Source organism: Fredinandcohnia quinoae (assembly GCF_022427965.1).
Taxonomy (GTDB): Bacteria; Bacillota; Bacilli; order Bacillales; family Bacillaceae_L; genus Ferdinandcohnia; species Ferdinandcohnia quinoae.
The window spans coordinates 103493-115946 of the sequence record NZ_JAKTTI010000003.1 but is presented as its reverse complement, the minus strand read 5'-3'; the positions used below and the strand labels follow the sequence as shown (position 1 = coordinate 115946).

Genomic DNA, 12454 nt, shown 5'->3' with positions numbered 1-12454 from the left:
GGCGTGTCTACGAAATACCTCGACAACTAATAGCAAAAAGAGAGACAATCACTTAGTTTATCTCTCTTTTTTGCTTCACTGGATTATTTGCAATTAATATGTTTTATTCCTTCTGAACTGCCTTTCTAATTCATTTTCAGTTTTCTTCTCATTGAGAACATCTAGCATATCTGAGTGTGCTTCATTGCTAGATGAATAACTTCCTAGCACTTTAACCAACCAATATCCTTTACCACCATTGCCCACCACACTATATGCACTTGATATTTTTTTAATAACTTCCATGCTGCTTCCTCCCCAATATCACTAAATTGTCTCCACCTTTTTTTCGTTGGAATGACATGTCCAACTTATGAGTTAATGCATTATCACTCGTTAATTGTAGAATTCTTAATAATTGTCTACCATACTTTGTATTTACATATTTCTCTAAACTCTTGTTATCGTAGTTTTTAACAGCAATTTGAAGATAGATATCTAACATAAATCCGGTATCCTCCTCGTCGTTTTCAGAGTTATAAAGAAAGTACTCTCCCTCGTATTTTCCTTTTAAAACTCGAATAATACCAAATCCACAATCAATTGCAGTATCAAAATCAATCATATTTTCTTTTAATCGATAGACTTGTTGATTCTCATCTAAAGGCCTTGTAGCTTGAATAAACCAAAAATCACTTGAATTTTCTGTATTCTGTACAGTTTCTTCAATAGAACGACCCGATCGATTCATATGTATAATGTCCATGATGTTTTTCCTAAAGGCTCGTCGATACGGAAGAATGTTACAATCATGATCCCAAGTGGTAACTGTTACTATTTCATAATCATCCCCTAACTGTAAGCCTACAAATTGAGTTCCATCAATAACAAATTTTTTCATTTTAATCTCTCCTTTTTTACGTCTCACTATAAACTCTTTTTTTTAATGGATTTTGTGTACAATTTTTGTTTCAATCCCTTTTTTGGGAATATAATTGCAATGTTCCTACTGTCCTATTTGAAAAATGAATAAGATCCTGTCTACGAAATGACTAGAGACATCTTCTGCTCTATTTTTTCGGTGGATATAAAGGACTTCACAATCAAAATACCGAATTGACTTTATATAATATTTTTAAAATTTTTCAAAGGTGGGGTTACTATGGGGAAATATTTTGTTCCATCGAAAGGAGCAGATTCATGGAGGAAGTTACTAGCGGATCCAGAGAAACAGTGGAAACCAGCTTATTCTGCTTATGAATTAGCAAATTGCTGGGAAGAAGCAGAAAATCTACCACCTTGTGTGGAAAAGGCATTTAAGAGCAGTGATATCTCGCTTTTTCAACAGGTGAACATCCTGTATGGATTCCCAGAATACAAGGTTTCATTACCGGGTGGTGGTGCCAAATCTCAAAACGATCTTTACCTATTAGCTAATGCTGGTGGTGAATTATTGCCAATCATGGTAGAAGGAAAGGTTTCCGAGGCTTTTGGAGAAAGGGTTGAAGCGTGGAAAGGGGAAAATCCAAGTGAGGGAAAAAGAAAAAGGCTAACGTACTTGTTGGACCTGTTGAATCTAAAAGAAGATGATGCCTTAAACAAAAGATATCAATTATTTCACCGAACAGCTTCGGCAATAAAAGAAGCAAAGAACGTAAATGCAAAAAATGCTCTAATGCTTATCCATTCCTTTAGTAAGGAAGGAAAGTGGTATGAGGATTACGCCGAATTTGTAGAATTGTTTAACGTGGAAGCCAAGAAGGATGAGGTTGTTGGACCAGTCGCAGTAAATGGGGTTGATCTTTATTTTGGATGGGTAACTGGGGAAGTTCGTGATAGTAAGTCGGAAGATTATTAGTATCCGCTTTACAGATTTGTTGTTTTTTATGTTATCTTCTATGAATGTTCTAATAAACTATCAATTTTATTTAAAAAGAAATCACCTAAATACATAGATTAAGGTGATTTCTTTTTTTATGGCTTAATAGTCAATTTTGTAAAAGAAAGAAACTTTAGTCCCAATCCATAATATATTGAATAATTTCCGCTTCCTTATTATAAATCTTAAACATAAAGTACATTAATATAGTAACTGAAAATAAGAGAGAATTCTCTTTTATTTGATCTTCAAATTGAAAGAAAGCAAATAAATCACTTTTCTTTAGTTTTCTTATATAAGCTACTACTTGTTTTTCTACCTTAATTTCAATATCTCCGTCCCAATTTTCTTCAATTAATATTTTTTTATTTTCAAGTACACCTATTACACAAAAATACAATATATTATTTCCGATCTTATCTTTTAATTCGTATTCATGTTCCTGTGTAATTACACCATACCTAGGGGTTAAAAAAGTTGTAAGACCCCTTTTTTTAATTCCCACTATCACCTTATTATTTTCATCCATTGAGGTATAGGAAAAAATATGTTTTTCTTCATACCCAGAAATAACCTCTCGACGTATAAACCCAACTTCTTGATCCTTTTCATTTTTTAGCAAAAGTTTTTTATCCTCAGATAAGTTAATGACCTCTTGTAATTTATACATTCTCATACTTCTTCACCCTTTTAATTATAGGTTCGAATCTCAGTTAGTGCATATACGTTATAGAGGAGAAAAAAGTTCCATGAAATTAGCTAATATCTTCTTACACAATATTGCTTCGGTTTTTTAAAACTTCACCTTACTCCATCATTAGCCTACAAAATGTATATTCCAGTATGGATAGAAATGGTACTATTATCTTGAAGAACCCATACCTTGAAAAGGAGACTTATCATGGAAGAAATCCTTATGAAGTATTTGGATAAATATACAACTCTAACTGATGCCGAGCAACAGGCTATTATTAATGAATTAATAATCGTGAAGTTTAAAAAGGGGACCTATCTAATCAAACAGGGAGATTCTCCATCTAAGAAATGTTTTTTTGTATTGAAAGGATGTGTCAGACAGTATTATTTAGATGAAGATGGAAAAGAGGTTACTTCCAATTTCTATACTGAAGAACAAGCCATTTTGTTGTTTAATGATGGGGAACCTGATCAATCATCCGACTACTCATTAATCTGTCAAGAGGACTGTGTATTAGTTGTTGCAGATCTAGAGTCCGAACAAAAAATGTATAAGCAATATACAGAGCTTGAAACCATGACACGAAGCATGATGGAAAACTTCCTTGCCAAAGCACAAAATGAACATGCAAAATTTATTCGTTCATCTCCAGAAGCACGCTATAAAATGATTTTACAAAATCGACCAGATCTCCTCAAACGTGTGCCCCAACATCAATTGGCAACTTACCTTGGTATGACACCAGAGTCTTTAAGTAGAATTAAAAAACGTATTCAATAAAATCTTAACTTAAGTCAATGCTCCATCTACATTTTCCGTCTACAATCATTGAAAAAGGATTAAAAGGAGAATGAAAATGAAAGCAGTTATCTCTGAAAGATATGGATCACCAGATACACTTAAAATAAGGGAGGTAGCTACACCCACACCTAAGCAAAATCAAGTACTAGTAAGAGTTCATGCATCTTCAATTAATTTTGGTAATCTAGTTTTATTAACAGGAAAACCACTGCCCGCCCGATTAGCATTTGGTCTTACGAAACCGAAATACCTTATTCCTGGTGGGGACGTAGCAGGTATAGTGGAGGCTATAGGTGAAAAAGTTACTCAATTTCAGGTTGGAGATGAGGTTTACGGAGACTTATCTAGAAGTGGCTGGGGTGCTTTAGCAGAGTATGTCGTTGCCGATGAAAAGTCATTGGCATTAAAACCTAGTAATCTAAACTTTTCCGAAGCTGCAGCTGTTCCCATGGCAGCTACTACTGCTTTACAAGCTATAAGGGATAAAGGAATGATAAGAGCTGGACATGAAGTATTAATTCATGGGGCTTCAGGCGGTGTTGGAACCTTTGCCGTTCAAATTGCGAAAGCATTTGGTGCTGACGTGACGGCTGTGGTGAGTACTAGAAACATAGACATCTTAAGGTCCATTGGGGCAGACCATGTGATAGATTATAAAAATGAAGACTTTTTCAATCATAATCAGACCTTTGATGTAATTTTCGGCGTGAATGGTTCGCAATCAATTTCTACCTATAAAAGAAAGCTGAAAGAGAATGGCGTATTCATTCATGTTGGTGGCACAAGTAGTCAAATGTATCAGACAATGATGCTTGGCACCTGGTTATCCATGATTGGAAAAAAGAAATTTATCACCTTTTTGCAGAGGACAAATCAAAAAGATTTAGAGTTGATGAAAAAGCTTATAGAAGAAGGAAAAGTAAAGCCAATTATTGATAGAAGCTATTCCTTGAGTGAGGTTCCAAAGGCATTTCAATATTTTGAAAATGGGCATTCACAGGGGAAAGTTATTATAACAATTTAGTATAGCAGGTAGGAAGAGCAAAATTATGTACCAAAACGAAAATTTGCATGGGCAGACAATTGGGTTAAGATGACAGGTGAGCGAGCAAGAATAGATGCTAAAGTAAATAACACTTATATTGTGTATGAGAAGAACGGCAAGTTGGTAAAGGAATTTCCTAATGGAGATATTGTTCCTTTTAATAATGACGGTGATTCATGATGAATAAACATACCCCGATGTTCTATGTGTTTGCTGGTAAAATTGGAAGCGGAAAAAGTACAATAAGAAACTTAATTATTGACAAAATTAGTGTTGAGATTAACATTGATCCAGATGCCATCGCACGAAGAATAGATACAGAAAACCCTGAATCAAAAAGAGTAACAGCTGGAAAAGAAGTTATATAATCAGTGAATAAATACATTAAAGAAGGCAAGGATTTCTCAATTGAGACAACGCTTGCAGGCGGTAATGCCATTAGACAAATGCACAAAGCTAAAGAAGGGCAAAAAACTAAATCCGATGTTTATATAGAAAGCATATAAATAATAATCTTCCATTGAGGACCTTGAATTTAAATCAAGGTCCTTTTTGTACGACGAGCAGTTGCACGTTTGCTTATTATTAATAAGTAAGTGGGATGTAGTGTATGGATGGGTAGGTAGGCTACACTAAGTTTACAGCCCGTCCAATTTAGTGCAGCCTATCCAGTTATAGAGCGCGATATTTGTAAATGTTTAGTACGACAGATTTACTATTTTTGGTGGGACAAGGAACCTGTCCCTGCGACCCATAATAATCGAAATCAATCTGTAAATACAAACCAATATGATATAGTAGATAAGCCTGTGAATAAATAGATTAGTTTTATTACAAGAAGAGAGACGTGATTAGCCTTGGTAGATTTTTTACAACTTGGTATTCGAAAAGAGATTAACCATACATTAAAGTCTTTAGGTATAGTAGCCCCTACTCCTATACAAGAACAGACAATACCAGCAGTACTTGAGGGGAAGGATGTTATTGCAAAAGCACAAACTGGAACAGGGAAGACATTGGCTTTTGTTCTTCCGATTCTTGAAAAGATTGATGTGCACAACTCGGATGTTCAAGTACTTATTTTAACGCCAACACGAGAATTAGCTCTACAAATTTCAAAGGAAATGAAGAAAATGATCGAGAACGTTGAGGGTATCAACGTGTTATCTGTATATGGTGGTCAGGATGTGGCGCATCAATTAAAGAAGTTAAAAGGTGCTCAGCATATTGTTGTTGCAACACCTGGTCGGTTACTGGACCATATTCGCCGTGGAACAATTGACCTTTCAACGATTGAGAGGATTGTGATAGATGAAGCCGACCAAATGCTACTGATGGGTTTTCTTCCAGAGGTAGATGACATCATTAGTGAAACGTTCCCTTCAAGACAAACCATGCTGTTTTCAGCAACAATGCCTAATGAAATTCGAAGTCTTGCCAAAAAATATATGGTAGAGCCAGAGTTCATAGAAGTGAAAGCGAAAAAAGTAACGGTTGAAGAGATCAAACAAGTGGTGATTGAGACAACTGACCGGAGAAAACAAGCCACTTTATTTCATTTAATCGAGGAACATCGACCTTTTTTAGCGATTATCTTCTGTCGTACAAAGGTTCGTGCCAAAAAGCTGCACGAAGCATTGATTGCCAGCGGATATGAATCTGACGAGCTGCATGGTGATTTACCACAGTCCAAACGTGAAAAAGCGATGAAACGATTTCGTGAAGCGAAAACACAATTTTTGGTGGCAACGGATGTTGCGGCAAGGGGACTTGATGTAGAAGGTGTAACACACGTCTATAACTATGATATTCCACATGACGTGGAAAGCTATGTACACCGGATTGGACGAACGGGCCGTGCAGGTGGAGATGGGGTTGCTTTTACGTTAATAGATCCTAAGGATATGGAGTTCCTCCGAATGATTGAAAAAGGAATCCATCAAAAATTAGACATACAAGTGATCAAAGGAATAAGTATTCCTGACCGTGAGGATTATCAGAGAGCAAGTGAGCAAATAAAAGAAGATAAGCGCTCTGAAGGTAATAGACGAGACGGAAGGAAGGCTGCACCGTTTTCTTCAAACAGAAAGCCTCATGATAAGCGATCAAAAGGCAATTCAAGCAATAAAACCCAAGGTCGGAGACGCACTCGATAACGAATAAATGAGACGAAAAATTGTGCCTTACCCCTTAGTTTTAACTTACGGTGAGGCACCAATTTCAGGAGGATATACCTATGTTACATAAGCAAATGGAAAAATATATTTCATCAGAGTTGATGAGTAATCCATCGGTAAAAAAGGTTGAGCTATATCAAGAGGAAATAGAGTACATTCAAAAACATGAATTGATTCCAAATGACGTGACACTCATAGAAAAAGATCCTACTACACGTTTCCTTGAAGCATACATTGAAAGATGTGACAAAGAATCAGAAGAAACGATTGCTACAGAATCATTCGGTTTTTTAGAAAACTCGATTGACTACCTTCAAAAACATAAGAATGAATTTCTATACTTTGAATCTCATTGGTTTGATCAAATCGGCGTAGATTCGATTTCGTTTGAAGTGAATGACGTATTTGGAACATACGACGTCATGGTAGGATTGAAGCTGCAGAAAAAATTTGAGTCATCCCTCAAAGATAACTTACGTAAAGAGTTACAGGGAGATAAAGGAAAATTTGAATTGATCTTTAATCAAAATGATGGTGTATGGGACTTGAATTTCGCTTTGAATAATGTGAAGGGGTTCCAAGAGGAGATGTCATTAGAGGAAGCGTATCGGTTAATTTATCGATTTTTATTTACACTAGTAGAGAGAATTGAAGGAAGAAGCAAGGTCATGAATTAACTGTTATTTCGTATTTCTTACCTATATATGCTACCATTTATCACTATGCAAAAAGGGGACGTGATTTTACATGATAATTGGTGAGTAGGGCGAATAAGAATGTGTTGTGATGCTTTATATAAAAATATCCTGATTGGTTTAAAATCGTTAAAATATTTCGGTAAGAAAATCGGCCTCATTGCTGAACAATTATAGGCACGGAAGAATCCCGTGCCTCAAAATTGTTGAATATAGGCAGGCTATTTATTCAGCAAGCTATTAACTTCATCTTCACTCAATTCAGTAATCTCTGCAATAGTTCCAATGTCAAAACCCTTTTCAAGCATTTTAAGTGCTGTCATATGTTTTTCTTCTAGTCTTCCTTCTTGTTTTCCCAATCGCCTCTCACCTTCAAGATTACTTAATAAATCCCGCATTTCTTTCGCCTTTGCTTCATAAAGGACACGATTTTCTTTATTAGCACTTAATGTTTCCCATTCAATAAGCGCTTCTCTTACCTGTTCTTTATCCATTGCCCATTCCTCCAATTCACCTATTAATTCCTCGTCAAATTTTCTTTTACGATAATCTGCGGCTGAAAGCATCATTAGCCATGGTATCTGTTCATTTTTTTCTTGATTTCGTATTTCCCGTCTGTATTTTCTCCATTGTAGCATGAAAGCACTCAGATCAAACACATGGAATTCAAGGTGATTGGACCATAAAAATTGCTCTGTATCTTCAGTGATACGGAAACAAGTATGGAAGGAATTAGTTTCAGAAGGGAAGAGTGGATAGTTTAGTATAGATATCATGATTGTGGGTTTTAACAATGTATACGGCTGACCTGAGGTAATTGAGGATGCATACGTCTTTGCCCAGTAATAAAGAATACGTTCGGGCATGTCATGATTATTAATAACCTGAACTTCAATATTTATCTTTTCATCAGTAGATGTTACGACGGTAAAATCAAGCTTAACTGATTTTCCATCATCTATATCCTTTATAATTTCGGTGTTTTCAAACGTTATGTCGGCGATTTTGTTACTATTTTCCTACTAACTTATTCAAAACTAAATACTAACTGTCTGTGAAACGTTACCGTGCCTCTTGATAGGTACCATTTTTCCAACTTGTACCTACACAACTTATTGGTTCGTCCCTATCTAAGTATGTAAAGCCAATAGAACATGTCTAACTCACCTACTAAAGCAATATAATGAAGGATATAATGATGAAAGAACTAACTAAAAAATAGGTGATATATAATGAAAGAAAAACTAACTGTTTTGAAGGACAGGCTTAATGATCTAAGTCGCCGAAATAGGTCTATTTGTATGTTGAAGTCCTCTAATAAATGGAACTTTGACCTTAGTGAATTAGTTAAAATTAATAAAAATCCTCAAGACATCCTTGCAGGAATCATTAAAAATAACAGTAAGGTTGAACTGGTTACACAAAATGTCAGGAATGATGAATCACTGAATTTGTCAGGGAAACTTACTACACTTTATCGTAATTTAAAATCAATAGAAGACGAAACTGGGTTGTATGACTTATATATTGGATATCCATTCATAAGTGGTTCAATGTTAGATGGGACGTATGTACGCGCACCTCTATTTTTACATCCTGTTAAATTAGAAAGGATAAAAACCCATGGGACAAAGTGGATGCTTACTACTATGGTTGATTCTGAACCAATGCTAAATCGTCCTCTTTTTTTAGCCATGCAAAAAATGAGTGATCTTTATGTACCAGATGAAATGTATGATGAGGCAGTAGAAAAGTCGACGGAATTGGAATTTCTTAGTTGGTTAATTTGGTTAAAAAAATACAATATTAATATCTCTTGGTCGAACGTCAAGGAGATACAACCTTTTGAAAACTATACTCAAGACACGATTCCCCAATTTAAAAAGGGTGAGTTTCAGTTAAATAATCATGCAATCCTTGGGCATTTTCCCCAAGGAAATTCGGCCATTTTAAGGGACTATGAAGACTTTCTTCAACATCTAGAAGAAGGAGACGTGGACCTAGGAATGGTTGGAGAATTAATAAATGTTGGTGAAGTTGATAGAGCGTATGCTGCTGATAACTTAATTGATACAGCCCTTGCAGATGAGTCACCTAAAAAGGAAGAAAAAGATAAATTTTTTGTTCTAGATACGGATGCTTCACAGGAGGAAATTATTGATTCCATTGAAAATACAGAGGGATTGGTCGTGCATGGGCCACCTGGAACAGGAAAATCACAGGTAATTGTAAATATTATCGCTAATGCAGTTGCAAGTCAAAAAAAGATTTTATTGGTTTGTCAAAAACGCGCTGCACTGGATGTTGTTTATCAGAGATTGGATGGATTAGGCTTATCTGCAAGCGTTAGTCTTTTACATGATGAGAAAAAGGACAGAACTGTACTTTATCGAAAACTACACAACCGATTATCCAAAGATGAATATGCTCAGGATCTTGAAGTGGAATATGAACAGCTATCGAATAAAATCCAGAGTTGTGAAGATGAACTAAATACGATTGCAACGGGATTATATGAAACACAACCATTTGGATTTCGGGCATATGATCTTTATGGACGTGGAAAGCCCGTCAGTCAGCAAGATATTATTCTAGATTTATCTAGTGTACTTAAAGCAATGAATAAGAATAATTTAGATGAAGTTTTAACAAAAATCCTTTCATACGGTGATTACTATAGTAGATTTGGGCAGGAAAATTATCCACTTAAAGATAGAAGATCATTTGCAAAGCTGGAAATTAAGGATCGATTGACGATTGTTGAGATCTTCAAAAAGGTTTCAGAAAAGGCGGCAAAGAGTATTCATTATCTTGAGCATTTTGAGCAGGAAGATATTACTCCCGAATATAGCTGGGCAGTTGGAAATAAATTAGAAAAGATATACGAAGATTTAAATCCGGAAGAGAAAAAAACCCTCCAAAAACTTCGACTATGGTGGTGGACCTCTTTTACAGGAAAAACGATTGTTGAAGAGTTAATTGAAGGCGAAAATTTTAAAGGATTGTCTTCAAAGGAATGGCCGAAACTTCGGGAAAGCTTGAAGATTCTTTATGAGCTTTCCAATGTATCAGGAGAAATGACCAAAGAAGTACGGCAATTGTCTCCTTATTTTGAAGAAGAAAAAATTAAACAGTATCATAATCAGATTTCAAAAGGAGATATTCCGTTATCTGATTTCGAAAAACAACAGGAATTTGTCATACAGGATTTCGAGGATATACGGAATATGGATAGGATTTAGGATGAAAGTTTACCTTTTATAAAAACGATTATTGAGGGTATAAAGGCTAAAGGCATCGATACTATTCCAAAAGAGTTAGCAAACCAATGGGTTGATATTGTAAGGCAATCGGCATACATTCATTGGATTGATGAAATCGAACGTAACCATCCAGAGCTGACAAAGGTCGGAACTGAGGAATTCAAACGTTTAAGAAATAACTTTAAAAATCTACTGGAGGAAAAGAAAAAACTGTCTGCCAGGGTTCTGCAAAATCGGTTAATCAATAAACTGGATGAAGTGAAACAAATTCATTCAAAAGTAATCAAGGACATTATTTATCAGACAGGGAAGAAAAGACAAATTTGGCCAGTTAGAAAACTAGTTTATCAATATTCCACAGAAGGCTTACTAGATGCACTTCCAGTATGGCTTGTTTCACCTGAGACTGCTTCAGCAATTTTTCCATTGCAAAAAGATTTGTTTGATATGGTTATTTTTGACGAAGCTTCACAGTTGACCGTGGAAAATGGGATACCAGCCATTTACAGAGGGTCAAAAGTGATTATTGCCGGTGACGAAAAACAATTGCCACCAAACAGCCTTTTTAGGGGAAGTATTCAGATTGATGAAGATGATGAAGATGACAACGATATGTTCGAATCAGAAAGTCTTTTAAATTTAGCTAAACGCGTATTTCCAAGCAAAATGTTACAGTGGCATTATCGTTCGAAGTCAGAGGAATTAATTAATTTTTCCAATCATGCTTACTACAATGGAAGCATTCAAATTGCACCTAACGTAGAACATCTGAAGAATCCTGCCGCTATTCAGTGGCGTAAAGTTGATGGAAGATGGATCAATCAATGTAATGAGGTTGAAGCGAAAGAAGTAGTAATTTTGTTAAAGGAATTATTAGTGAAGGATCCAAATAAATCAATTGGTATTATTACGTTTAATGCGAAGCAACAAGGGATCATTGAAGATTATATTGAAAAGTTAACTGAAAATGATATCGAGTTCAATACAGTCTATCAGCAGGTAATGGGAAAAGAATTAGATGAGCAAATCTTTGTGAAAAATATCGAAAATGTTCAAGGTGATGAACGGGATATTATCGTATTCTCTGTCGGATATGCGAAAAGTGTAAATGGCCGTGTGTATAATCGATTTGGTACCTTAGGCCAACAAGGTGGAGAAAATCGATTAAATGTGGCGGTAACTCGCGCAAAAGAGGCTATTTACGTTGTTTCCAGCATAGAACCCAATGAACTTGACGTGTCAAATGTAAAAAATGTGGGGCCGAAATTTTTAAAGAGTTATTTAGAATATACGGAGGCAGTATCAAAACTTCAAAAAAGTATGATTGAAGCGGTGTTATCAAATCTTAATGAGGAGATGAATACACAACGGCAGGAAAAAAGTCTTCAATTCGATTCACCATTTGAAGAACAAGTTTATGAACATCTAACGGACCTTGGATATAAGGTAGATACGCAGGTTGGCATGTCAAAATACCGGATTGATCAGGCTATCGTGCACCCCAAGGATCCCCAAAAATATATACTGGGAATTGAGTGCGACGGAGCGATGTATCATAGTTCCCCATCTGCAAAGGAAAGGGATGTCTATAGGCAGAAGTTTCTTGAGAACAAAGGATGGAAAATCCATCGGGTTTGGAGTAGAAATTGGTGGAAGGATCCTAGTTTGGAAATTGAGAAGATTCATCAGTTAATTAAACAAACATTGGAAAGTGAAGAAAGACTAGAAATGGTGAAGGAAAGAGTATGATTTTAAAGATGTGGCGACCATGCTTTGGTCGCTTTATTTGTTTGTTAAAGGATTATAGAATTACCCTTTGGAAAAAGGAGAAAATGGTGCCAGAGGGAATTGACGCATTACTACAGTGGGTTACCCTATTATAGGCTAGAGAACCAAAATGGATGTAAATCAATTTTTA

The 12454-nt window shown here is 35.7% G+C and carries 14 protein-coding genes; 10 read left to right on the top strand and 4 right to left on the bottom strand.

Annotation, left to right across the window (positions count from 1 at the left end):
* Positions 1-93 precede the first annotated feature (93 nt).
* Positions 94-285 carry a hypothetical protein gene (locus MJG50_RS03885; RefSeq protein ID WP_240252882.1) on the bottom strand — a complete coding sequence of 64 codons (192 nt, stop codon included), beginning with the start codon at positions 283-285 and terminating at the stop codon, positions 94-96.
* The gene (locus tag MJG50_RS03880; RefSeq protein ID WP_240252880.1) at positions 272-880 is read right to left on the bottom strand and encodes a hypothetical protein; all 609 of its coding nucleotides are present in this window, start codon (positions 878-880) and stop codon (positions 272-274) included. Before MJG50_RS03880 ends, MJG50_RS03885 begins: the two co-directional genes overlap by 14 nt.
* 261 nt (positions 881-1141) lie before the next feature.
* Between MJG50_RS03880 and MJG50_RS03875 the strand changes: the two genes are divergently transcribed.
* Entirely contained in the window at positions 1142-1837 is a 696-nt protein-coding gene (locus MJG50_RS03875; RefSeq protein WP_240252878.1) for a DUF6946 family protein, read from the top strand.
* 154 nt (positions 1838-1991) lie between these two features.
* On the opposite strand, the gene MJG50_RS03870 is transcribed toward MJG50_RS03875, so the two are convergent.
* Complete coding sequence (locus MJG50_RS03870; protein ID WP_240252876.1) at positions 1992-2534, bottom strand: hypothetical protein; 543 nt, start codon at positions 2532-2534, stop codon at positions 1992-1994.
* Between the two features lie 225 nt (positions 2535-2759).
* Here MJG50_RS03870 and MJG50_RS03865 point away from each other — a divergent pair, with 225 nt between their 5' ends.
* From MJG50_RS03865 to MJG50_RS03845, 7 genes are all read left to right on the top strand, one after another.
* Positions 2760-3335 (top strand): Crp/Fnr family transcriptional regulator, encoded by a 576-nt coding sequence (locus tag MJG50_RS03865; protein ID WP_240252875.1) that lies wholly within the window; start codon positions 2760-2762, stop codon positions 3333-3335.
* A gap of 76 nt (positions 3336-3411) precedes the next feature.
* Positions 3412-4380 (top strand): NAD(P)-dependent alcohol dehydrogenase, encoded by a 969-nt coding sequence (locus tag MJG50_RS03860; protein WP_240252873.1) that lies wholly within the window; start codon positions 3412-3414, stop codon positions 4378-4380.
* 69 nt (positions 4381-4449) lie between these two features.
* On the top strand, positions 4450-4581 hold the full coding sequence (locus tag MJG50_RS22070) for a hypothetical protein (RefSeq protein ID WP_275695496.1): 132 nt from the start codon (positions 4450-4452) through the stop codon (positions 4579-4581).
* Complete coding sequence (locus tag MJG50_RS03855; RefSeq protein ID WP_240252871.1) at positions 4581-4769, top strand: dephospho-CoA kinase; 189 nt, start codon at positions 4581-4583, stop codon at positions 4767-4769. Before MJG50_RS22070 ends, MJG50_RS03855 begins: the two co-directional genes overlap by 1 nt.
* A gap of 3 nt (positions 4770-4772) precedes the next feature.
* The gene (locus tag MJG50_RS22065; RefSeq protein ID WP_275695495.1) at positions 4773-4907 is read left to right on the top strand and encodes a hypothetical protein; all 135 of its coding nucleotides are present in this window, start codon (positions 4773-4775) and stop codon (positions 4905-4907) included.
* Positions 4908-5258: 351 nt separating this feature from the next.
* Complete coding sequence (locus MJG50_RS03850; RefSeq protein WP_240252868.1) at positions 5259-6557, top strand: DEAD/DEAH box helicase; 1299 nt, start codon at positions 5259-5261, stop codon at positions 6555-6557.
* 80 nt (positions 6558-6637) lie between these two features.
* A complete protein-coding gene (locus MJG50_RS03845; protein ID WP_240252866.1) occupies positions 6638-7255 on the top strand; it encodes a branched-chain amino acid aminotransferase in 618 nt (205 codons plus the stop codon).
* Between the two features lie 239 nt (positions 7256-7494).
* On the opposite strand, the gene MJG50_RS03840 is transcribed toward MJG50_RS03845, so the two are convergent.
* Positions 7495-8277, bottom strand: a complete 783-nt coding sequence (locus MJG50_RS03840) for an Rpn family recombination-promoting nuclease/putative transposase (RefSeq protein WP_345893200.1) — start codon at positions 8275-8277, stop codon at positions 7495-7497.
* A gap of 228 nt (positions 8278-8505) precedes the next feature.
* Between MJG50_RS03840 and MJG50_RS03835 the strand changes: the two genes are divergently transcribed.
* Positions 8506-10515, top strand: coding sequence for an AAA domain-containing protein (locus tag MJG50_RS03835; protein ID WP_240252864.1), 2010 nt, complete (start codon positions 8506-8508; stop codon positions 10513-10515).
* A 279-nt stretch (positions 10516-10794) separates the two neighbouring features.
* Complete coding sequence (locus tag MJG50_RS03830; RefSeq protein WP_240252861.1) at positions 10795-12285, top strand: AAA domain-containing protein; 1491 nt, start codon at positions 10795-10797, stop codon at positions 12283-12285.
* Positions 12286-12454: the final 169 nt, after the last annotated feature.

Bases quoted from the DNA above. Each gene is read 5' to 3' on its own strand.
- MJG50_RS03880 (WP_240252880.1), bottom strand. From the start codon at position 880: ATGAAAAAATTTGTTATTGATGGAACTCAATTTGTAGGCTTACAGTTA.
- MJG50_RS03860 (WP_240252873.1), top strand. From the start codon at position 3,412: ATGAAAGCAGTTATCTCTGAAAGATATGGATCACCAGATACACTTAAA.
- MJG50_RS03845 (WP_240252866.1), top strand. From the start codon at position 6,638: ATGTTACATAAGCAAATGGAAAAATATATTTCATCAGAGTTGATGAGT.
- MJG50_RS03870 (WP_240252876.1), bottom strand. From the start codon at position 2,534: ATGAGAATGTATAAATTACAAGAGGTCATTAACTTATCTGAGGATAAA.
- MJG50_RS03865 (WP_240252875.1), top strand. From the start codon at position 2,760: ATGGAAGAAATCCTTATGAAGTATTTGGATAAATATACAACTCTAACT.
- MJG50_RS03875 (WP_240252878.1), top strand. From the start codon at position 1,142: ATGGGGAAATATTTTGTTCCATCGAAAGGAGCAGATTCATGGAGGAAG.
- MJG50_RS22070 (WP_275695496.1), top strand. From the start codon at position 4,450: ATGACAGGTGAGCGAGCAAGAATAGATGCTAAAGTAAATAACACTTAT.
- MJG50_RS03885 (WP_240252882.1), bottom strand. From the start codon at position 285: ATGGAAGTTATTAAAAAAATATCAAGTGCATATAGTGTGGTGGGCAAT.
- MJG50_RS03855 (WP_240252871.1), top strand. From the start codon at position 4,581: ATGAATAAACATACCCCGATGTTCTATGTGTTTGCTGGTAAAATTGGA.
- MJG50_RS03835 (WP_240252864.1), top strand. From the start codon at position 8,506: ATGAAAGAAAAACTAACTGTTTTGAAGGACAGGCTTAATGATCTAAGT.